Origin of the sequence: Pseudoclavibacter sp. AY1F1, from assembly GCF_002931075.1 — a bacterium.
In the GTDB taxonomy this organism is placed as follows: domain Bacteria; phylum Actinomycetota; class Actinomycetes; order Actinomycetales; family Microbacteriaceae; genus Pseudoclavibacter.
In genome coordinates this window covers 154834-175166 of the sequence record NZ_PSTQ01000005.1, presented here as the reverse complement: position 1 = coordinate 175166, position 20333 = coordinate 154834, and the positions used below count along the sequence as shown (strand labels likewise).

At 67.3% G+C, this 20333-nt stretch carries 17 protein-coding genes; 12 read left to right on the top strand and 5 right to left on the bottom strand.

The genetic code is table 11. The annotated features are described in order from the left end of the window. Positions 1 to 11: 11 nt before the first annotated feature. The 5 genes from sdhA (at position 12) to C5B85_RS10310 (ending at position 6659) form a co-directional block, all read left to right on the top strand. Complete coding sequence (gene sdhA / locus C5B85_RS10330; protein ID WP_104285939.1) at positions 12 to 1814, top strand: succinate dehydrogenase flavoprotein subunit; 1803 nt, start codon at positions 12 to 14, stop codon at positions 1812 to 1814. Positions 1815 to 1828: 14 nt separating this feature from the next. After that, positions 1829 to 2590, top strand: a complete 762-nt coding sequence (locus C5B85_RS10325; protein WP_068476849.1) for a succinate dehydrogenase iron-sulfur subunit — start codon at positions 1829 to 1831, stop codon at positions 2588 to 2590. 171 nt (positions 2591 to 2761) lie between these two features. Beyond that, positions 2762 to 3826: a YihY/virulence factor BrkB family protein gene (locus C5B85_RS10320; protein ID WP_104285938.1), complete on the top strand. Its 1065-nt coding sequence runs from the start codon at positions 2762 to 2764 to the stop codon at positions 3824 to 3826. A gap of 53 nt (positions 3827 to 3879) precedes the next feature. After that, the gene (locus tag C5B85_RS10315) at positions 3880 to 5418 is read left to right on the top strand and encodes a class I adenylate-forming enzyme family protein (RefSeq protein ID WP_104285937.1); all 1539 of its coding nucleotides are present in this window, start codon (positions 3880 to 3882) and stop codon (positions 5416 to 5418) included. Beyond that, a complete protein-coding gene (locus tag C5B85_RS10310) occupies positions 5415 to 6659 on the top strand; it encodes a beta-ketoacyl synthase (RefSeq protein ID WP_104285936.1) in 1245 nt (414 codons plus the stop codon). The genes C5B85_RS10315 and C5B85_RS10310 overlap by 4 nt, the downstream gene beginning before the upstream one ends. Before the next feature lie 201 nt (positions 6660 to 6860). Here the strand turns inward: C5B85_RS10310 and C5B85_RS10305 are convergent, their stop codons facing one another. The 4 genes from C5B85_RS10305 to ptsP all read right to left on the bottom strand — a co-directional run bounded on the left by C5B85_RS10305 (position 6861) and on the right by ptsP (position 11087). Continuing rightward, complete coding sequence (locus C5B85_RS10305) at positions 6861 to 7676, bottom strand: MetQ/NlpA family ABC transporter substrate-binding protein (protein WP_104285935.1); 816 nt, start codon at positions 7674 to 7676, stop codon at positions 6861 to 6863. 70 nt (positions 7677 to 7746) lie between these two features. Beyond that, entirely contained in the window at positions 7747 to 8427 is a 681-nt protein-coding gene (locus tag C5B85_RS10300) for a methionine ABC transporter permease (RefSeq protein ID WP_104285934.1), read from the bottom strand. After that, complete coding sequence (locus C5B85_RS10295) at positions 8427 to 9167, bottom strand: ATP-binding cassette domain-containing protein (protein ID WP_104285933.1); 741 nt, start codon at positions 9165 to 9167, stop codon at positions 8427 to 8429. Before C5B85_RS10295 ends, C5B85_RS10300 begins: the two co-directional genes overlap by 1 nt. A gap of 228 nt (positions 9168 to 9395) precedes the next feature. Further along, positions 9396 to 11087 (bottom strand): phosphoenolpyruvate--protein phosphotransferase, encoded by a 1692-nt coding sequence (ptsP, locus tag C5B85_RS10290; protein ID WP_104285932.1) that lies wholly within the window; start codon positions 11085 to 11087, stop codon positions 9396 to 9398. A gap of 61 nt (positions 11088 to 11148) precedes the next feature. Between ptsP and C5B85_RS10285 the strand changes: the two genes are divergently transcribed. From C5B85_RS10285 to C5B85_RS10255, 7 genes are all read left to right on the top strand, one after another. Then, positions 11149 to 12330, top strand: coding sequence for a YihY/virulence factor BrkB family protein (locus tag C5B85_RS10285; protein WP_104285931.1), 1182 nt, complete (start codon positions 11149 to 11151; stop codon positions 12328 to 12330). 80 nt (positions 12331 to 12410) lie between these two features. Continuing rightward, positions 12411 to 13259: an exodeoxyribonuclease III gene (locus tag C5B85_RS10280; RefSeq protein WP_104285930.1), complete on the top strand. Its 849-nt coding sequence runs from the start codon at positions 12411 to 12413 to the stop codon at positions 13257 to 13259. A 72-nt stretch (positions 13260 to 13331) separates the two neighbouring features. Beyond that, complete coding sequence (gene trpS, locus C5B85_RS10275; RefSeq protein ID WP_181064381.1) at positions 13332 to 14339, top strand: tryptophan--tRNA ligase; 1008 nt, start codon at positions 13332 to 13334, stop codon at positions 14337 to 14339. Between the two features lie 92 nt (positions 14340 to 14431). Beyond that, positions 14432 to 15169, top strand: coding sequence for a polyprenol monophosphomannose synthase (locus C5B85_RS10270; protein ID WP_104285928.1), 738 nt, complete (start codon positions 14432 to 14434; stop codon positions 15167 to 15169). 14 nt (positions 15170 to 15183) lie between these two features. Next, the gene (gene ribA / locus C5B85_RS10265; protein WP_104285927.1) at positions 15184 to 15816 is read left to right on the top strand and encodes a GTP cyclohydrolase II; all 633 of its coding nucleotides are present in this window, start codon (positions 15184 to 15186) and stop codon (positions 15814 to 15816) included. A gap of 238 nt (positions 15817 to 16054) precedes the next feature. Beyond that, positions 16055 to 17464 (top strand): MFS transporter, encoded by a 1410-nt coding sequence (locus C5B85_RS10260; protein WP_104285926.1) that lies wholly within the window; start codon positions 16055 to 16057, stop codon positions 17462 to 17464. Between the two features lie 186 nt (positions 17465 to 17650). Further along, a complete protein-coding gene (locus tag C5B85_RS10255; RefSeq protein WP_258070714.1) occupies positions 17651 to 19669 on the top strand; it encodes an ABC transporter ATP-binding protein in 2019 nt (672 codons plus the stop codon). Between the two features lie 39 nt (positions 19670 to 19708). Here C5B85_RS10255 and C5B85_RS10250 read toward each other — a convergent pair whose 3' ends face one another. Beyond that, positions 19709 to 20275 (bottom strand): isochorismatase family protein, encoded by a 567-nt coding sequence (locus tag C5B85_RS10250; RefSeq protein ID WP_104285924.1) that lies wholly within the window; start codon positions 20273 to 20275, stop codon positions 19709 to 19711. Positions 20276 to 20333: the final 58 nt, after the last annotated feature.

The following is a 20333-nucleotide window of genomic DNA, read 5'->3' as shown; positions in this document are numbered from 1 at the left end:
GCCACAGACATATGGCAGAGAAGCTCGCTCCGACGCGTACCGTCGACGGCGTCCACTACCACCAGCACGAGATCGTCATCATCGGCGCTGGCGGTGCCGGGATGCGCGCGGCCATCGAGGCCGCGCAGGGCGCTGACACGGCTGTCGTCACGAAGCTCTACCCGACGCGCTCGCACACCGGTGCAGCCCAGGGCGGCATGGCTGCCGCCCTCGCCAACGTCGAGGACGACAACTGGGAGTGGCACACCTACGACACCGTCAAGGGCGGCGACTACATCGTCGACCAGGACTCTGCCGAGATCCTCGCGAAGGAAGCCATCGAGGCGGTCATCGACCTCGAGAACATGGGCCTCCCCTTCAACCGCACGCCAGAGGGCAAGATCGACCAGCGCCGCTTCGGTGGCCACACGCGCGACCACGGCAAGGCGCCCGTCCGCCGCGCCTGCTACGCGGCCGACCGCACGGGTCACATGATTCTCCAGACGCTGTACCAGAACTGCGTCAAGCACAACGTGAAGTTCTTCAACGAGTTCTACGCGCTCGACATCGTGATGACCGAGGTCGACGGCCAGGAGGTCCCCGCGGCCGTCGTGGCCCTCGAGCTCAAGACCGGCGAGCTGCACGTCTTCCAGGGCAAGGCCTTCATCTTCGCGACTGGCGGCTTCGGCAAGGTCTTCAAGACCACGTCGAACGCGCACACGCTCACGGGTGATGGCATGGGCATCGTCTGGCGTCGTGGCCTCCCACTCGAGGACATGGAGTTCTACCAGTTCCATCCAACCGGCCTTGCCGGCCTCGGTATCCTCCTCACCGAAGGTGCACGCGGCGAGGGCGCAATCCTCCGCAACGCCTCGGGCGAGCGCTTCATGGAGCGCTACGCGCCGACCATCAAGGACCTCGCACCGCGTGACATCGTCGCGCGTTCCATGGTGCAGGAAGTCCTCGACGGCCGCGGCGCCGGCCCCCACAAGGACTACGTCTACCTCGACTGCACCCACCTGGGCGCCGAGGTCCTCGAGACGAAGCTGCCAGACATCACCGAGTTCGCTCGCACATACCTCGGCGTCGACCCCGTCACCGAGCCCGTGCCCGTCTACCCGACCGCGCACTACGCCATGGGCGGCATCCCCACGAACAACGCGGGCGAGGTCCTCTCCGACAACGAGACCGTCATCCCCGGCCTCTACGCCGCCGGCGAGTGCGCCTGCGTGTCCGTGCACGGCTCGAACCGACTCGGCACCAACTCACTGCTCGACATCAACGTCTTCGGCAAGCGAAGCGGCCGCAACGCGGTCGAGTACGTCAAGACCGCCGAGTTCGCGCCCCTGCCCGACGACGCCGCCGCGTTTGTCAAGGGCATGGTCGACGACCTCCAGGCCTCGACGGGCACGGAGTCGGTCGCCGGCTTGCGCCGCGAGCTGCAGGAGACGATGGACAAGAACGCCCAGGTCTTCCGCACGTCAGACACCCTGACCGAGGCGACCAAGGTCATCCACTCGCTGCGCGAGCGCTACACGCAGATCGCGGTGTTCGACAAGGGCAAGCGCTACAACACGGAGCTCCTCGAGGGCATCGAGCTCGGCTTCCTGCTCGACCTCGCCGAGGTGCTCGTCTACTGCGCGCTCAACCGCCAGGAAAGCCGTGGCGGCCACATGCGCGACGACTTCCCGAAGCGCGACGACGTCAACTGGATGCACCACACCATGGCGTACCTCACCGGCGACCGGAAATCCCCCGACCCCGCCGACCACATCCGACTCGACAAGAAGCCCGTGCGCGTGACGCGCTACGAGCCGACCGAGCGCAAGTACTAGGAAGGGCGCATCGAATGACTGCTGCAACAACTGAAGCACCCGAGGCTCCCATCGAGGCTCCCAAGCCGTTCACGGTGACGCTCAACGTTCGCCGGTACAGCCCCGAGACGGACACAGAGCCGTACTGGCAGGCCTTCGACGTCGAGATGTATCCGACCGACCGCATCCTCGACGCGCTGCACCGCATCAAGTGGGACCAGGACGGCTCGCTCGCCTTCCGTCGCTCCTGCGCGCACGGCATCTGCGGTTCGGACGCCATGCGCATCAACGGCCGCAACCGCCTCGCCTGCAAGACGCTGGTCAAGGACCTCGACATCTCGAAGCCCATCTACGTCGAGGCCATCAAGGGACTTCCCCTCGAGAAGGACCTCATCGTCGACATGGAGCCGTTCTTCGAGGCGTTCCGCGAGGTGCAGCCGTTCCTGCAGACGACCTCGAAGCCCGAGAAGGGCAAGGAGCGCTTCCAGTCGATCGCCGACCGCGAGCGCTTCGACGACACCACGAAGTGCATCCTGTGCGCCGCGTGCACCACGTCGTGCCCCGTGTTCTGGACCGACGGCCAGTACTTCGGCCCGGCAGCGATCGTGAACGCGCACCGCTTCATCTTCGACTCCCGCGACGAAGACGCGAAGGTTCGCCTCGACATCCTCAACGACCGTGAGGGCGTCTGGCGCTGCCGCACGACCTTCAACTGCACCGAGGCCTGCCCGCGTGGCATCCAGGTGACGAAGGCAATCGCCGAGGTCAAGCAGGCGATGCTCAAGGGCCGCGTCTAGTCGTCAGAGCTCGCAGGCCGTCAAGGCTCGCAAGCCAACGGATCGTAAGTGAGAGGGAGCAGCCGGTCTCGGCTGCTCCCTCTCACTGTCTCAGGCAGGTTCCGACTGTCAGGTGCGTGCCCAGCGCGCGCCCTCCGTGATGTGTGAGCCGACCGCGCCTAGCCTTCTTCTATGACCACCCCCGGCTCACCCCACGAGACCAGCGTCGTCAAAGCGCAGACCGCGCCGGATGCACGCGACCCGCGGAAGCCGGAAGGGCTCGGACCCGTTCTGAAGCCCGCCTGGCGATACATCCTGATGCGCGCCATCCGCGAGTTCCTGCGCGACAAGAGCACCGTGCTCGCCGCCGCGCTCACGTTCTACATGCTGCTCGGGCTCTTCCCCGCTCTGCTCGCACTGATGTCGGTCATCGGCCTCTTCGGCCTCACTGAGACGGCCGTCTCGTTCATCGACGAGATGGCGACGCATCTGGCTGACCCGACGTTCGCCGAGACGCTCCGCAATACGGTGGAGCAGCTTGGCGAGTCGAGCGGCGCCGGGACCGCGTTTGTGGTCGGTCTCCTCGGAGCGCTCTGGTCGGCGTCCGGCTACGTCAACTGCTTCTCGCACGCCATGAACACGGTCTACGAGATCGACGAGGGCCGCCCGTTCTGGAAGCTTCGCCCCATCATGATGCTGTGGACGATCGTCCTGCTCGTGCTGATGCTCGTCATCTTCGCGATCCTCGCGCTCTCCGGCCCGGTGGCTTCTGCGGTCGGCGGCCTCATTGGCCTCGGCGACGCGTCACTCGCCGTGTGGAGCGTCGCGCGGTGGCCCATCGTCCTGCTGGTGGTGATCGTCATGATCGCCGTGCTCTTCTACGGAACGCCCAACGTGAAGCTGCCGAAGTTCAAGTGGATGACGCTCGGTGCCTTCATCGCGCTCTTCGTGACCGGCGTCGCGAGCGCGGGGTTCTTCTTCTACGTCGCGAACTTCAGCAGCTACGAACGCCTCTACGGCAGCGTGGCCGGCGTCATCATCGGCTTGCTGTGGCTCTGGATCGTGAACCTCGCGCTCCTGTTCGGCGCGCAGTGCGACGCGGAGATCGAGCGAGTGCGACAGCTGCGCGGTGGTATCCCGGCGGAGCAGAGCATCCAGCTGCCACCTCGCGACACGAAGGCGAGCCTCAAGCGGCTCGAGCAGATCGAGAAGGACATCACGAGGGGTCGCGAGCTGAGGAACGGCTCCGTCGACTGACGAGCTGGGGGCTGGGCGCTCCGGCCGGCAAGTTGGCGTCCTAGACTCGACGGGTGCCCATCACTCGCACGCTCATCGAAACTGCCACCCGCTGGCCCACCCGCACTGCGATTGCCGGTGACGGCCAGCGGCTCAGTTACGGCGATCTCATCCTCTCGTGCAAGGCCGTGCGGGCCGGCGTCGAGACGCTGCTCGGCTCGGCCGAGCCGATCGCGAGCGGCGCATCCGCAACCGAGACGCACGGCGTGCCCATCGTCGCGGTCTCCCTCTCGCAGGCTTTCGATGCCGCCAGGCTCCTGACCGGCGTCGTCAGCTTCCGCGCGGTGGCCGCAGTGCTCGACCCGCTCTGGCCACTCGAGCACCGCCTCGAGATCCTTCGCCGGGTGGAACCCTCGCTGGTCATCACCGATGATCCCGAGTTCGAGGCGCAGCTCGACGCAGCTTCGTGGGGAGGCATGGTCACCTCGCTGGCAGCGTTCGACGCAGTCGCAACGGATGCACTCTCAACGCGTGGTCAGGGAGCGCCCGGGCCCGAGGTTCGGCCACGCGACGAGCCCTTCCTGCTCCTGTTCACCTCCGGCACCACCGACCTGCCCAAGGGCTTCCTGCGCACCCGCGGCAGCTGGGACCACAACGTCAACATCAGCCGCCGGTACCTCGGCACCGCCGACGGACGATCCACAATCGCGCCCGGCCCCCTGTCCTACAGCCTCACCCTCTACGCGCTTGTGGAGGTGCTCGCAACGGGTGGCTCCCTTTACCTGCAGAGCGGCTTCGACGCGCAGGCCGCGGCTCGCACGATCGCGGGTGAGCACGTGGAGCGCCTCGTCGGGGTGCCGGCCATGCTGCTTGCCGTCCTGCAGGCGTCCCGCCGCGGGCACCTGCCGCTCGACTCGCTGGTCGAGGTCATCACGGGCGGGGCGAACCAGCCGGAGCACATCCGCCGCGGCTTCGAGGAAGCCGTTCCCGAGGCGCACCTGCGCAGCTACTACGGGGCCTCAGAGATCGGCTTCATCGGCTTCAGCGACGAGGGTGACGGCACCAACCTGACTCCGTTCGGTGGCGTCGAGGTGAGCGTGCGGGACGAAGCGGGGGCTGAGGTGCCTGCCGGCGAGACCGGCACCCTGCACATCCGCGTGGGCTCGGCAGTCGAGCGCTACCTCTCCGCGACGAGCGCGGACCGCATCACCGACGCCGACGGCTGGGCGAGCGTCAACGACCTCGCGGCGTTCGCGAACGGGCGCATCCAGCTGCTCGGCCGGGCCGGCGACGTCGCCGTCTCCGGCGGGCACAAGGTGTCCCTCCCCCAGGTCGAACGCGCGCTCGCCTCACTGCCCGGCTGCGAAATGTGCTGCGCCGTTGCGCTGCCCGACAGCAAGCTCGGCGCGATCGTCGCGGTTGTCGTCGAAGGCGAGGCGGATGCGCTGCCCAGCAAGGCGCAGATGCTCGGCCATCTGCGCGCGCACCTCGCACCCCAGTTCGTGCCCCACCGTCTCTACCGCGCACAGCTCCTCCCGCGCACGGCCGGTGGGAAGATCCGCCGCGCTGCAGTCCTCGACCTCGTCACCGCTGGAGAGGCGGTGCGGCTGTGAGGCGCGCCGTCGTCACCGCCGTCGGCGCCGTGACCCCCAACGGGCTCGATATCGCGAGCACCTGGCCGTCGCTCCTCGCCGGCAAGAGCGGCATCGGGCTCGTCGAGAGCGTCGATGTCTCCGACCTCGCCGTGCGCGTAGCCGGAGAGGTGCGCGGCTTCGACGCCGCGGCGCACTTACCGAAGCGTGACGTCGCACGCCTGGACCGCCACGCGCACTACGCCATCGCGGCGGCAGGCGAAGCGATGCGCTCGACCAGCATCACGCCGGGCTCGCTTCCGTTCGACGCGACGAGATTCGCCGTGACCATCGCGACCGGCTCGGGCCCCGTCTCGCTCACGCAGGACGCCGCGCGTATCCTCGACGCCTCCGGGCCGCGCAGAGTGCCGCCGGGGGTTGTCGTCTACGGCGGCCCGGACGCGGCGGCCGCCTACCTCAGCGAGCGCTACGGGGCGCGTGGCGCGAGCGCTGGGCTCTCCGCGACGTGCGCAAGCGGCACCGTCGCGCTCGGCGAGGCGATGCGCAGCATCCGCCACGGCTACGCCGACGCCGTGCTTGTCGTCGCGGCCGATGACTGCCTCAACCGGGTCAACTTGGCCGTCAACGCGACCCTCGGCGCCCTAGCACTCGGACACGAGGACGCACCGGAGACGGCCAGCAGGCCCTTCGACCGCGGTCGCCACGGGTTTGTCATGGCGGCCGGCGCGGCAGCCCTGCTCATCGAGTCAGAGGAGACTGCGCTCGCACGCGGTGCTGAGATCTTGGGCGAGGTCGCCGGCTACGGCGCGACGTCGGACGCCTACCACCCGACAGCGCCGAGACCCGACGGCAGCGGCGCCCTCGACGCCATGCGAGCGGCCCTCGACGACGCCCGCATCGACGCAAGCGACCTCGACCACGTCAATGCACACGGCACAAGCACCCCGCTGAACGACGCCATGGAGGCGACCGCCCTGCGCGGGCTTCTGGGCGCCCGCCTCGGCGAGGTCCCCGTGACGGCCAACAAGTCAGCCACGGGCCACCTCCTTGGAGCCGCCGGGGCTCTCGAAGCCGTCATCTCGCTGCTGACGATGCGCGATTCGGTGATCCCGCCGACCCTCAACCTCGACGACCCGGAGTTCCCCGAACTCGACGTGGTCGCCCACGAAGCACGGCCCGCGCGCATCCGCACCGTGCTGTCGAACTCGTTCGGCTTCGGCGGGCACAATGCCTCGCTCCTGCTGCGCGAGCACAACGCCTGACTTCTCGCACGCCGCCGCGGCCGCCGGACCAGGTCGCTTCGCTCCCTCGCCGATCCCGAGCCTGCTCAGCAACATAATCGCTGCCCGGCGATTCGCCCTCTGAGCGGGCGCTCAGAGGGAGAATCGCCGGGCAGCGATCGACGTCGATGGAGCCGAGGTGGCAAATCGACGGGCCGCGAGAACTGCCAACGGGCACATCCCTTAGAACGCGGGCGGCACGTCCAGCGACTCGAGCGTCTCCCGCACCTTGTCGCTCGTGAACGCCTTCTCGAGCGCAGCGATCTTCGGGGTGCCGAGCTTGTCCTCGCGCGTCACGAGCGTGACCGCGAACTGAGGATCCTGCTCGACCGCGAGCCCGTTGTCGACGGGCGTCAACCCGAGCTGACGCGCAAACGACGGCAGGTTGAAGACCGCATCCGCCTCCTCGTAGGCCGTGTTGAGCTGGAGCAGGTCGACCTGCGTGATCGTCAGCTCCCGGGGATTCTCAGTGATGTCAGCAACCTTGCCTTTGAATCGCTCGACACCCTCGTCGAGCGTGATGACGCCATCGTCGGCGAGCAACTGTAGTGCGCGAGCCGCGTTGGCGCTGTCGTTCGGGATGACGACGCTGCCGCCCTGCGGCAGCTCGTCGAGTGAGCCCAGACTCTTGGAGTAGAACGCGACGACCGTCGAGTAGATCGGCTGCACGCCCGCGAGCGACGCGTCGTTCTTCGTGTTGAACTCCTCCATGAACGGCACGAACTGCACGAAGTTGGCGTCGATCTCGCCGTTCTCCACGAGCACGTTCGGCTGCACATAGTCGGAGACGGGAACAAGCTCGATCTCGTAGCCGTCCTCGATGGCTTCGGCCGCCGCCTCGACGACGTCCGTCATTGGGGTCACGGTGGCCGCAACTTTGATCGTGACGACGTCGGCACCGCCGTTCGCCTGACCGGCAGACGGGGCGCATCCGGCCGTGAGGAGGGCGAGGGATGCGACGGCCAGCGCCGCCCCGATCGTGCGTGGTCGAAGTGTCATGGCTGTTGGTTCCTTTTCGCGTCGTGCAACGGAGATTCGGTCGGGACTGGATGGAGGATGTCGGGGCCGCTCAGCGACGGTCGAGCGCCACCGAGAGCCGGTGTCCGCCCGTCTGGAGCAGCTGCACGCACACGATGACGATAACGATCGTCGTGTACATGAGCGGGTAGTCGTATTCCTGGTAGCCGTAGCGCAGGGCGAAGTCCCCGAGCCCACCGCCTCCGACGACTCCGAGCACCGTCGAATACGAGAGCAGGCTGATCGCCGCGGAGGTGAGCGCGTAGACCAGGCCGCTGCGCGCTTCCACGAAGAGGAATCGCGTGACGACCTGGCCCGTGTTCGCGCCCATCGACCTCGCCGCATACAGCACGCCTGAAGGCACCTCGAGCAGGATCTGCTCGACGAGCCGAGCGTAGATCGCGACACCGACGAAGCACAGCGGGAACGTCGCTGCCTGCGTGCCGAAGGTCGTACCGAACACGAGGCGGGTCAGCGGGATGAGGAACACCACGAACAGCAGGAACGGGAAGGAGCGGACCACGGTGACGTAGAGGTTCGCGACCCGCCACAGCGCACGGTTCTGGCGCACTCCCCCCGGCCTGGTCAGGTAGATGAGCACGCCGAGCGGCAACCCGAGCACGATCGCGGCGACCAGCGAGAACGCGAGCATGTAGCCCGTCTCGCCGAGCGCCTGCCAGATAGCGTCGGCGTTGGCCGTGAGAGAGGTCACGATGCTGTCGATGAGCTCCATCACGACCCGAGCACCCGTTTCGCGTGCTCGACGTACGAGCCGCGGTCGTCCCTCGCGCTGTGCTCCACCGCGACGATCCCCTGCAAGTGGCCCCTGTCGAGGATCGCCGCCCGGTCGCAGATCGCTTTCACCGCGGCGAGCTCGTGCGTGACGAGGGCGATGGTCGTGCCGAAGTCGTCGCGAGTCGCAGCGAGCAGGCGAAGGATGTCGCTGGTCGTGCGCTCGTCGAGCGCGGACGTCGGCTCGTCGCAGAGCAGCAGCGGCGGCCTCGTCACGAGGGCCCGCGCGATGGCCACACGCTGCTTCTGCCCGCCCGAGAGCTGCGCCGGGTAGTCCCCGCCGCGGTCGCTGAGCCCCACGTAGTCGAGCAGTTCGGTCACCAGGGCGGAATCTCGACGGCGCTGCAAACGCAGCGGCAGCTCGACGTTCTGTCGCGCCGTGAGGTTCGCGAGCAGGTTGAAGCTCTGGAACACCATGCCGATGCGGCGGCGAAGCCCCCGCCGGTCTCGCTCACGCATGGTTGCCGGGTCGGTTCCTTCGATGAGGACCCGCCCCTCGCTCGGCGTCTCGTCAGCATCCAGGAGGCGCAAAAGTGTCGACTTTCCCGCACCCGACTCTCCCACGATGCCGATGATCTCACCGCGGCGGATCTCAAGATCGATGCCGTCGAGCGCTGGCTCACCCGCCCCGTATCGCACGGTGACGCGTTCGAGAGCGGCCACGGGGCCGGGGTCTGGCATGCACACTCCATTGTTTTTGGATTCTGTACAACTATACGCGCCAGGTGCTCGCAGTGCCGGTCGAGCGTCCGCTCGTGACTCGGGATGGCGCGGTGGGCGATAGGCGGCAGACGGCAGACGGCAGACGCCGACCACGCAGCAAAGCGGGGTGCACCCGGAAGAACCCGGATGCACCCCGCTGAGAGCCTGCTCGGCCTGGCGGCCAACCGCCGAGCCTTGAGAAAGTGGCTAGACCTCGACGACCGGCACTGCGGTCGTGATGACGCCGCGCGTTGCGAGCGCGTCCACGACGCGACCCTTGGCCTCGACGGCCGACTTCGCGAAGATCGCGAGGTGTGCGATTTCCTTCGCCTGCTCGAGGGTGACGCGCTTGAGCGCGGCACGGACCTCGACAAACGCGGGAGGAGCCATCGACAGCGAACGGACACCGAGACCCACGAGCACGATCGCGAGGTTGGGATCAGCGGCAGCCTCGCCGCACACGCCGACGTTCTTCTGGTGGTGCTCGCCAGCCTCGCCGATGCGCTCGATCAGGCGAAGCACGGCGGGGTGCCACGGGTCCTGGAATGCCGCGACGCTTCCGAGGAGGCGGTCGGCAGCGAGCGTGTACTGCGTGAGGTCGTTGGTGCCGACCGACACGAAGTCGCTCGACTCGAGCACCTGCTCAGCAAGCAGCGCAGCGGAAGGCACCTCGATCATGCTTCCCGCCGTCATGAGCCCGTACTCGCGGGCGAGCGATGTGAAGTGCTCGCTCTCGTGCGCGTCGGAGACCATCGGGGCCATAACCCAGACCTTCGCCTCGGTTGCAGCCTGCGCGTTGGCAAGCGCCTGAAGCTGGTCGCGGAGGATCTGCTCCTTCTTCATGAGTACGCGGATGCCGCGCAGACCAAGCGCCGGGTTCGGCTCGTCTGCCTCGGTGAGGAAGGCGAGGGGCTTGTCGGCGCCGGCGTCGAGCACACGCACGACAACCTTCTTGCCTGGGAAGTGCGCGAGTGCAGCCGTGTAGTCGGCCGTCTGCTTCTCCACGCTCGGCGCGGTGTCGCTGTCAAGGAAGAGGAACTCGGTGCGGAACAGGCCAACACCCTCAGCTCCAAGCGCAGCCGCGCGCTCAGCATCCGCTGGCTTGCCGATGTTCGCGAGGATCTGGATCGGCGTGCCGTCAGCGAGCTCACCCGGCTCGACAGGAGCGGCCTTCATCGCCGCGACGCGGTCGATCTCGGCCTGAGCCTCTGCGATGCGCTCGGCGGTGGGGTCGGTGATGACCTGACCCTTGGCGGCATCGACGAGGATCGTCATGCCGTCGAGCAGGCTGTCGGCTTCCTTGACGGCAACGACGGCGGGGAGGCCCTTCTCCGCCGCGAGGATGCCCGTGTGCGCCTTGGGGCTTCCGTCGCGCGTGACGAGGGCAAGCACCTTCGACAGGTCGAGCTTCGCCGTGTCGGCAGGCGCGAGGTCGTGCGCGACGAGGATGAACGGGGTGTCACTCGAGGGCACCTCGGGCGCCGGGACGCCGCGGAGCCGCGCGATGACTCGCTGGGAGACGTCGCCGAGGTCGGTGGCGCGCTCGGCGAGATAGCCACCGAGGCTCTTCAGCATCTCAGCGAAGGAGGAGAAGGACTCGAAGACGGCACGCTCTGCGGTCTTGCCTGCTTCGGTCGCCGCCTTGATGCTGTCGGCGAGCGACGGGTCCGCGGCCATCATGGCCTGGGACTCCAGCACGTTCTTCGCGGCGCCGTCGACGGTGGCCGCGCGAGCGGTCAGACTCTCGCCGGTTTCACGGAGTGCGGTGATGGCCCGCTCGTACTCGGTCGCGGCGTCGCCCGTGGCGCGCTCGTCGGCCGGTTCGGGGAGCGGATCAGGCATGCGTAGGACTTCACCGAAAGCGACGCCGGTCCCGACGCCAAACCCCGTGTATTTCATAGCAACTCCTTCGTGCTGGTAACTCAGACAGCGTATCGGCACAGCAACGTAGGCTTCGACCGTGACCGAGCAAGACTCAGCAAAGAGTTCGCGCAGCTCCACGTTCGCGCCGCCGTTTCCGAAGTTCCCCCCGGAGGCGCCGTTCGGCGAGCGCGTCAAAGCGCTGATCGCCTGGGCTCAAGCTACCCGCCCCGCCCGAGTCTTCGCCCATTTCGGGGCGAGGAGCGCCTCGGTCCTTGCGGGTGGCATGGCCTATTCCGCTATCTTCTCCATCTTCGCGGGCATCTGGCTACTCTTTTCTGTTGCTGGCATTTTTCTGGCAACGAACACGGAGCTGCGCGATGGGCTCATCGGGGTACTCAACTCGTCACTGCCCGGCCTCATCGGCGAAGACGGCGCCATCGATCCGAGCCTCCTCGAGAACACGGGAGCCTTCGGGTGGGCGAGCGCCATCGCCCTGATCGGTACCCTCGGAACCGCGCTCGGGTGGCTCGGTCAGGCCCGCACGGGCATCCGCACGATCTTCGACGTCCCGGTCGCCACGAAGCGAAGCTTCGTCGTGCAGAAGCTCATCGATCTCGGCTTCCTCCTCGCATTCGCGGTGGCCCTCGCGATCTCGGCGGCACTCACCGTGCTCTCCTCGACGTTCCTCTCATCGCTGCTCGGCACCGTCGGCATCGACGAGTCGAGCGCATTCGCGCTTGTCGCCATCCGCATCGTGACGGTGCTCATCCTGCTCGGCTTCGACACGGTCGTCCTCGCCGGGATCCTGCGCATCCTGGCCGGCCTCCGCATACCAATTCGTTCCCTGTTCTTTGCTGCCTTCCTCGGGGCGATCATCATCGGCATCTTGAAGCAGGTGTCGACGGCGCTCATCGGAGGCGCAACGAGCAACCCGCTTGTCGCCTCCTTCGCCGTGCTGCTCGGCCTCATGATCTTCTTGAATCTGCTGTGCACCGTGCTGCTCCTGACGGCGGCTTGGGTCAAGGTGACGATGGATGACATAGGGGCATCCCCGAGGCTCCTCACTGCGAAGGAGGCAAGGGAGGAGTCGACCGACACGATCCTGCGTGCCGAGCGCGAGAAGATCGCGACCGAGGTCATCGAGGCCAGGGAGCGACTCAATGCCGCGCCGCGCTTCTTCCGCTGGAAGGCCATGGCCGAGTACCGCACATTGCTTCGGCAGCAGCGCCGCGTCGAGGCTGAAGCCCAGCGGAGGCGCTTCGAGGGCGGCCGCGTCTAGCCAAGACCCGACTGGCGAGGACACGACTGGCGGTGCCCGCCCGGGCGCCCGTGTCGGCGGTCGCGTCTAGACTCGAACCCATGCCTAAGACCATTCGCATCGCGTCAGTGAACGTCAACGGAGTCCGTGCCGCCTACAAGAAGGGCATGGGTGAGTGGCTCGCCGAACGCGATGTCGACATCCTCGCGCTGCAAGAGGTTCGCGCGCCGACGGAAGAGCTGCACAAGCTCATCGACACCGCCGACTGGAACCTGCATGACCACCTCGCAACGGCGAAGGGACGAGCAGGCGTTGCTATCGCGTCACGCCTCCCGATCCGCGAGGTCCGGACCGAACTCGGCTCGGAGGACTTCGACTCCGCGGGCCGCTGGCTCGAGGCCGATTTCGACATCGACGGCACCCCACTCACGGTCGTGAGCTGCTACGTCAACTCGGGTGAAGCCGAAACCCCGAAGCAAGACGAGAAGTGGAAGTTCCTCGACGCCATGAGCGCGAGGCTCCCAGAACTGCAGGCGCACAGCCCGCATTCGCTCGTCGTCGGCGACCTCAACGTCGGCCACACCACGCTCGACATCAAGAACTGGAAGGGCAACGTCAAACGGGCAGGCTTCCTGCCGCGTGAGCGTGCCTACTTCGATCGCATCTTCGGCGAGGCCGGGGCGAGCGTCGAAGGCGCGGACGGCTCCACCGGCACGGGGCTCGGCTACGTCGACGTCGGCCGCAAGCTCTCGGGCGAGATCGAGGGGCCGTACACGTGGTGGTCGCAGCGTGGCCAGGCCTTCGACAACAACACCGGATGGCGCATCGACTACCAGGTTGCGACCCCCGAGCTGGCTCAGCGGGCGGCGAGCTATGCCGTCGACCGTGCAGCGAGCTACGACACTCGCTGGTCCGACCACGCCCCAGTTGTCGTCGACTACACGTTCTGACGCGCCACACTAGCGCCGCGTGCCCGCGCATCCACCTCGCTCGACCAAGCGCAAGACCTTGAGGACCAACTGATGACCAAGCCCGTGCTCTTCTCCGGCATGCAGCCCTCCGCAGACTCGCTGCACCTCGGCAACTTCGTCGGAGCGCTCAGCAACTGGGTACCCATGCAGGATGACTTCACCGCCATCTACTGCGTCGTGGACCAGCACGCCATTACGGTTCCGTTCGAACCAGCGTCCCTCCGCGAGCGGACTCGCGTCACGGCCGCCCAGTACATCGCGGCCGGGATCGACCCGGAGAAGTCGATCCTCTTCGTGCAGTCGGCGGTTCCCGCGCACGCGCAGCTGCAGTGGGTGCTCTCCACCATCACGGGCTTCGGCGAGGCCAGCCGTATGACGCAGTTCAAGGACAAGTCGCAACGGTACGGGGCCGACACAACGACCGTCGGGCTGTTCACCTACCCGGTGCTCATGGCGGCCGACATCCTCTTGTACCAGGCCGCCTCCGTCCCGGTCGGTGAAGACCAGCGCCAGCACATCGAGCTGACACGCAACCTGGCTGAGCGCTTCAACTCGCGCTTCGGTGACACGTTCGTCGTCCCTGAGCCGCACATCATGAAGGAGACCGCGAAGGTCTACGACCTGCAGAATCCGACGGCCAAGATGTCGAAGTCTGCCGAGTCCGACGCCGGTCTGCTCCGTCTCCTCGACGACGAGAAAGTCACCCGCAAGAAAATCATGCGCGCCGTCACCGACGCGGATGGCGAAATCCGCTTCGACCGGGAGAGCAAACCAGGCGTCTCGAACCTGCTCACCATCGCGTCGGTCCTCTCCGGCTCGAGCATCGACGAGATCACTGCGCAGTACGCGGGCGGCGGCTACGGTGACCTGAAGAAGGGCCTGGCAGAGCTGGTCGAGTCCACGTTCGCACCAATCCGGGAGCGCACCAACGAGCTCCTCGCCGACCCTGCCGAGCTCGACCGCATCCTCGCAAGCGGCGCCGAGCGTGCAAACGAGCTCGCGCTCAGCACGCTCGACGAGGTCTACGAGCGGGTCGGTTTCCCGAAGCCGGTTCGCTGAGCGGCGGCCGCACCGCAGGCACCGATCCGCCCGTTCCGCACAGCTCAGCGGATCGCATCAGTTCTGACCATTCACCGCGCTAGGATGACGCAATGCCCGAAACGCTCGTCATCATCCCCACCTACAACGAACGCGAAAACGTCCGCTCCATCGTGGACCGCGTTCTGAGTGCGGATTCGCGCATCTACGTGCTTGTTGTCGACGACAACAGCCCAGACGGCACCGGAGACATGGCGGACGAGATGGCCGCAGCAGACGAGCGCATCTCCGTGCTTCACCGTTCCGGGAAGCTCGGGCTCGGCACGGCCTACCTCGAGGGGTTCGCCATCGCGGCCGAGCGTGGCTACAGGTACGTCTTCGAGTTCGACGCAGACGGCTCTCACCCACCCGAGAAGCTCCCCGAGATGATCGACGCGCTCGACTCCGGCGCCGGCCTCGTCATCGGCACGCGCTGGATGCCCGGCGGGCGCACCGAGAACTGGCCCGTGCAGCGCCAGATCCTCTCTCGCGGCGCTTCTATCTACGCGCGCGTGCTGCTGCAGAGCAAGATTCGTGACATCACCGCCGGCTACCGCGGCTACCGCGTCGAGCTCCTTCAGGGCTTCGACCTCACGCGCATCAAGAGCGCCGGCTACTGCTTCCAGATCGAGATGGCCTGGCTCTTCGAACGCTCCGGCATTCGCGTGAGCGAGGTGCCGATCACCTTCGTCGAACGCCAGGAAGGCGCCTCCAAGATGTCGAGCGACATCATCGTCGAGGCCGTCTGGCGCGTCTTCGCGTGGGGTCTCGGCTACCGACTCGGTGCGTTCTCGCGTCACGCCGGTCGTTAGACGTAGGCGTCCCCATGAGCGACTCATCAGCATCCATCAGCTTCGAGGCAGAGACCTCGATCCCCACGAAGCACGGAATCCTGCGATTCCGGGCTTACACCGACAACTCCAACGGTCAGCTCCACCTCGCGATCATCTCGGGGGAACCCGAGAACGGTGCCATCGTTCGCGTGCATTCCGAGTGCCTCACCGGCGAGGCCTTCGGCTCACTGAAGTGCGAGTGCGGGCCGCAGCTTGATGCGTCCCTCGAGGCGATCGGTCGCGACGGCGGCATCGTGCTCTACTTGCGTGGCCACGAGGGTCGCGGCATCGGCCTCCTCAACAAGCTGCGCGCTTACGCGCTGCAGGAGCAGGGGCTCGACACGGTGGATGCGAACCTCGCGCTTGGACTTCCAGCCGACAGCCGCGCTTACACGGCGGCCGCGCAGATGCTCGACGACCTCGAGATCACGCGCATCCGCCTCCTCACGAACAACCCCGCCAAGGCGGAGGCGCTCGAAGCTCACGGCATCACCGTCGAGGAGCGGGTGCCTCTCGAGGTCGGCCGCGAGGACGCGAACCTGGCCTACCTGACCACCAAGGTCCAGCGCATGGGTCACATCATGAGCGAGCTGCCTCAGCTGCCTGGCGACGACGCCGCGAGCTGACCTGCGGGCGTCCGCCTACACCAGGTAACGGGCGATTGGGTAGTGGGCCAGCGAAACTGCTGAATGCCGTGTAACCTCGTCTCGGCCGAACGCCACAAGCATTCGGCCGAACGCGCGCCACTCGGCCCCGCATCAGACGGGTCGGGCGCGTTCCACCCACCGCTGCTCTGAGCTCAAGCACCGCGCAACCCGCACCGAAACCGCGACTCACCAGCGAGCCAGCTGTTTCAGGAGCAACGTGTCATCCCCCAGCAAGACCACGCCAGGTGCAGCCGTCGAGGAGTTCGAGGTCAAGAACTCCCGCGGCAAGGTCCTCACCGCGAGCCTCGTCGGAACTTCCATCGAGTTCTACGACTTCTACATCTACGCGACCGCGGCGAGCCTCGTCTTCCCTGCCCTCTTCTTCCCGAACGACAACGAGACGACGGCGCTCCTCGCCTCGTTCGCGGTCTTCGGTGTCGCCTTCATCGCCCGTCCCATCGGCTCGATCCTCTTCGGACACTTCGGTGACCGCATCGGGCGTAAGGGCACACTCGTCGCGACGCTCCTCACGATGGGTATCGCCACCTTCGCGATCGGCCTCCTCCCCACGGCCCTGACGCCTGGCTGGGAAATCCTCGCGCCGACGCTGCTTGTCATCATGCGCTTCTGCCAGGGCCTCGGCCTCGGCGGCGAGTGGAGCGGCGCTGCCCTCCTCGCCACCGAGAACGCTCCGGCGGGCAAGCGCGCCATCTACGGCACGTTCCCGCAGCTTGGCGCCCCCATCGGCTTCATCCTCGGCAACCTGCTGTTCGTGCTGCTCTCGCACTTCATGAGCGACGAGACCTTCTTCGCCTGGGGCTGGCGCGTGCCGTTCCTGCTCAGTGCGATCCTCGTCATCGTCGGCCTCTGGGTGCGCATCAGCCTCCTCGAGACGCCGGCGTTCGAGAAGGTCGTCGCTGCCGGTGAGGTTTCGAAGGTGCCGCTGTTCGCGGCGTTCAAGACGAGCTGGCGCCAGATCATCCTCGGCACGGTCATCATGCTCGCCACCTACGTGCTCTTCTACATGATGACCGCGTTCACGCTGTCGTTCGGCACCAAGGCGACGACCGAGCAGGCTGAGGCCAAGGCTCTCGCCGCCGGTGAGGCCTTCGACCCCAACGCGTGGGTTCCCGGCCTCGGCTACATGCGTGAGCAGTTCCTCATCATGCTCATCGTCTCCGTTGTCTTCTTCGGCATCTTCACGCTTGTCTCCGGCCCGCTCGCCGAGAAGTACGGGCGCCGCAAGATGCTGCTGTGGACCACGGCCGCGATCTTCATCTTCGGCTTCGCCATGACTCCGCTCCTCGCGGCCGGATTCGTCGGCACGCAGGGAATGCTCGTGATCGGCATGACCCTCATGGGCCTCACGTTCGGCCCCATGAGCGCCGTCCTCCCGGAGCTCTTCCCCGCAAACGTGCGCTACACGGGAAGCGCCATCGCCTACAACCTCTCGAGCGTCTTCGGCGCGGGCTTCGCGCCGACGGTCTTCATCGCACTCTGGGCGTTCGGCGACGGCAGCCCGTTCTGGGTCGGCGTGTACCTCGCCGGTGCCGCTGTGCTGACGTTCGTGGCGTTGCTCATCTCCAAGGAGACCCGCGACATCGCCTACGTGACCAACACGAAGTAGCCTTCGCGCCGCTTCGACGGGGCCGTGCATCCACTGCGGATGCACGGCCCCGTTTCGATTGTCGGTCGTGGCATGTGCCCAACTTCACTCCAGGCCGAGACGGGTACCCTTGGCGGGTGCGCGCACTCGACTGCGCGCCATCGGCGTGCGCGCATTTCAGCGCGCTGCGGGCGAAAGGCCAGGAGTTTGGGCGACAAGCCAGTGGATGCAGAAGCGGTCGGCGACACAGCGACGCAGAAGAAGCGCAGGGGCTTCCCCGGGCGGCCAGCTCGCGCAGCGACAGGCGCCCCGAGGGTGACCTTCAAGCAGCTCCTCCCGCATCTGCTCGTCAACAAGCCGTTGCTCGCCGGCATCATCACCATCAGCGTCTTCAGCTCGGCGCTGAGCCTCGCCCAGCCGCTGCTCGTGAACGTGCTCATCGGCCAGGTTGAGGTTGGCACGATCGCAGCCTGGGTTGTGTGGGTGCTTGTCGGGGCCGTTGTGATCGGCGCCATCGCGAATGGCGTCCAGCACTTCCTCCTGCAGCGCACGGGCGAGTCGATCGTGCTGAACACACGCCGCCGCCTCGTCGCGAAGCTGCTTCGCCTGCCCGTCGCGGAGTTCGACGCGCGGCGCACCGGCGACCTCGTCTCGCGCGTCGGCAGCGACACGACGATGCTCCGCGCCGTACTCACGCAGGGACTCGTCGAGGCCATTGGGGGCGCCCTCACCTTCATCGGCGCCGTGGTCGCCATGATCGTCCTCGACGGTGTGCTGTTCCTCATCACCTTCGCCGTTGTTGTCGTCGCTCTCCTGCTCGTCGTGGGCATGTCCATGCGCATCCGCGAGGCCAGCGCCGCCGCCCAGCAGAAGGTCGGCGACCTCACCGCATCCGTCGAGCGGGCCATCTCGTCGGTACGCACCGTGCGTGCCTTCGGCGCGACCGAGCGCGAGGAGCGCCTCGTCGACAGCGACGCCGTCGGGGCGTACGAGCGCGGCCTGGACGTGGCGCGCATCTCGGCGTTCATCGTGCCGGTCGCGGGCTTCGCCATGCAGGGTGCACTCATCGCCGTCCTCGGCGTCGGCGGACTTCGTGTCGCCGCCGGCGACCTCAGCATCGCTAACCTCATCGCGTTCATCATGTTCCTCTTCATGATGATCATGCCGCTCGGCCTGTTCTTCGGTGCTCTGACCGCGGTCAACACGGCGCTCGGCGCGCTTGGCCGGATCGAGGAGATCATCGCCATCCCCGAGGAGGGCTCAGGCGATCGCACCGAGGCGCCGCTTGTTGTGCTCGAGGGGCCTGCCAACGAGCACGCCGCACCGGATGCACCTGCCGTCGAGTTCGATGGTGTCTCGTTCCATTACCCCGAGGACGTCGTCCGAGCTCGTGCGGCCAGGGAACGTGCCGCCGCGAGGCTCGAGACGATCCGCCGCGAGTCATCCCGCGGGGGCATGGCGGCGGCCATGACCGGTGCCGCATCCGACCCCGACGCCCGCCTGTTCGCCGAGGACGGCACTCAGGCGAGAGTCGAGGCCCCCCTCGTGCTCGACGGCGTCAGCTTCGCGCTGCGCCGCGGCGAGCGCCTCGCCCTTGTTGGCCCCTCCGGTTCAGGCAAGTCGACGGCCCTCGCCCTGCTCGAGCGCTTCTACGACCCGACTGGTGGAAGCATCCGGCTCGGTGGTGTCGACCTCCGGTCCATCGATCGCCATCAGTTGCGCGCCCAGCTCGGCTACGTGCAGCAGGACGCGCCCGTGCTCGCCGGCAGCCTGCGCGAGAACCTGCTGCTCGGCCGGCCCGATGCCGACGACATCGCCTGCGAGCAGGTGCTGCGCGAGGTGAACCTCGGGGAAGTGCTCGACCGCAGTGACGACCGACTCGACACCCAGGTGGGCGAGTCGGGCGTCATGCTCTCCGGTGGCGAGCGGCAGCGCCTCGCCATCGCGCGCGCCCTGCTCTCGGCCCCGCCCATCCTGTTGCTCGACGAGTCGACGTCCGCTCTCGACGGCGCCAACGAGCGGCTCATGCGCGACGCCCTCGACAAGGTGTCAGAGGGACGCAGCGTCATCGTGATCGCTCACCGCCTCTCGACGGTCGTCGACAGCGACGAGATCGTGGTCCTCGAACATGGGCAGGTCCTCGGCCGGGGCACGCACCTCGAGCTCGTCGAGACCGTCCCGCTCTACCGTGAACTCGCACAGCACCAGCTGCTGCTCCCCCGCTGACGCCACAATGGCGCGCAGCCGTCGCGAAGCGAAGGCGCGCTATTCGACCGTGATGCCGACTGCGCGCAGCTCGTCGAGGGACGCGGCGCGGGTCTCGGCGGCGACGGCCGAGGTCAGGCCGTCGATGACACGGACCTTGAAGCCCGCCCGGTGGGCGTCCAGGGCGGATGCGCGAACGCAATAGTCAGTCGCGATGCCGACGACGTCGAGTTCGTCGATGCCGCGGGAACGCAGCGCGTCGGCGAGCGTCTCACCCTCAGCAGTCGCGCCATCGAAAGCTGAGTAGGACGGTGAGCCCTGGCCCTTGAAGATGTGGAGGTCGACGAGCTTGGTGTCGAGCGCCGGGTGGTAGTCGGCCCCCGCGGTGCCGGCGACGCAATGCTCTGGCCAGCTGTCGACGAAGTCGGGCTGCGCAGCGAAGTGCCCGCCGTTATCGCTCTCGGGATCGTGCCAGTCTCGGGAGGCGGCGACGACGTCGTAGTCTCCGCTGGTGTTGGCGAGGTGCTCGGTGATGCCTGCCGCGACGGCCGCGCCGCCAGCAGTCTCGAGCGCACCACCCTCGGTGAAGTCGTTCTGGACGTCGACGATCAGCAGTGCGCGGCTCATGTCACCAGTCTGCCGCAGGCCGCCTGGATGAGCCAGGCGCGCTCACCTCAGGCGTGGC